General features: G+C 66.8%; 3 protein-coding genes. 2 read left to right on the top strand and 1 reads right to left on the bottom strand.

Annotation, left to right across the window (positions count from 1 at the left end; all coding sequences use genetic code 11):
* Positions 1 to 327 (top strand): PLP-dependent transferase (locus AC1D15_RS34405; RefSeq protein ID WP_477829598.1); only part of this gene is annotated, 327 nt, incomplete at its 5' end.
* Positions 328 to 342: 15 nt separating this feature from the next.
* On the opposite strand, the gene smpB is transcribed toward AC1D15_RS34405, so the two are convergent.
* Entirely contained in the window at positions 343 to 807 is a 465-nt protein-coding gene (gene smpB / locus AC1D15_RS34400; protein ID WP_047512102.1) for an SsrA-binding protein SmpB, read from the bottom strand.
* Between the two features lie 46 nt (positions 808 to 853).
* Between smpB and AC1D15_RS34395 the strand changes: the two genes are divergently transcribed.
* Positions 854 to 968, top strand: a 115-nt coding sequence (locus tag AC1D15_RS34395) for a type II toxin-antitoxin system RatA family toxin (RefSeq protein ID WP_477829599.1), incomplete at its 3' end; no start/stop codon positions are given.

Raw genomic sequence — 968 nt, 5'->3', positions numbered from 1 at the left:
GCGCAGGTGCTGCACCCGGCGCTGCCGGCGTCGCCGGGGCACGCGGCCTGGCGGGCGCTGTGCACGCGCGCCGCCGKGCTGTTCTCGGTGGTGTTCGACGAGCGGTTCTCGATCGCGCAGGTCGAGGCCGTCGTCGACGCGCTGCGGCTGCACAGGATCGGCTACTCGTGGGCCGGGCCGGTCAGCCTGGTGGTGCCGTACGAGCTGAAGGCGATCCGCCGGCAACCGGCATGGAACGGTGCGCTGCTGCGCTTCTCGGTGGGGCTGGAGGCGGTCGACGACCTGATCGCCGATTGCGAGCAGGCGCTCGGGGCCTTGAAGGGCTGAAGGTCCGACCGGACTTCAGTCCTTGGTGGGCGCGGACACCTTGTGCCGCATCAGGCGGCCTTTCTCGCGGTCCCAGTCCTTCTTCTTCTCGGTGTTGCGCTTGTCGTGCTCGGCCTTGCCCTTGGCCAGCGCGATCTCGGCCTTCACGAGGCCGCCCTTGTAGTGCAGGTTCAGCGGCACCAGCGTGAAGCCGCGCTGCTCGACCTTGCCGACCAGGCGCTTGATCTCTTCCTTGCGCATCAGCAGCTTCTTGGTGCGGTCGGCCTCGGGGTTGACGTGGGTCGACGCGCTGCGCAGCGCATTGATGCGGCAGCCGATCAGGTAGAGCTCGCCATCGCGGATCAGCACGTAGCCGTCGGTCAGCTGCACCTGGCCGGCGCGGATCGCCTTGATCTCCCAGCCGTGCAGCACCATGCCGGCCTCGTAGCGTTCCTCGAGGTGGTAGTCGTAATGGGCTCGGCGGTTTTCGGCAATCGACATGGGGTCCAGATGAGGCGCGTGGCGCTCAATACAATCCGGCGATTGTATGAAGCATGTCAAGAAGTCCGTCCTCCTTTGGTATTCGCCGCACGAGATGTACTCGCTCGTGACCGACATCCCGAGCTATCCGCAGTTCCTGCCGTGGTGCGAACGCGCCGAGG

The sequence above is a fragment of the Rhizobacter sp. P2_H2 genome, assembly GCF_056403375.1.
Note: the sequence above shows the minus strand (reverse complement) of the source record. Positions and strands in the feature narration are given on the sequence as shown.

Coding starts and splice junctions, on each gene's coding strand:
- smpB (WP_047512102.1), bottom strand. CDS start 807: ATGTCGATTGCCGAAAACCGCCGAGCCCATTACGACTACCACCTCGAG.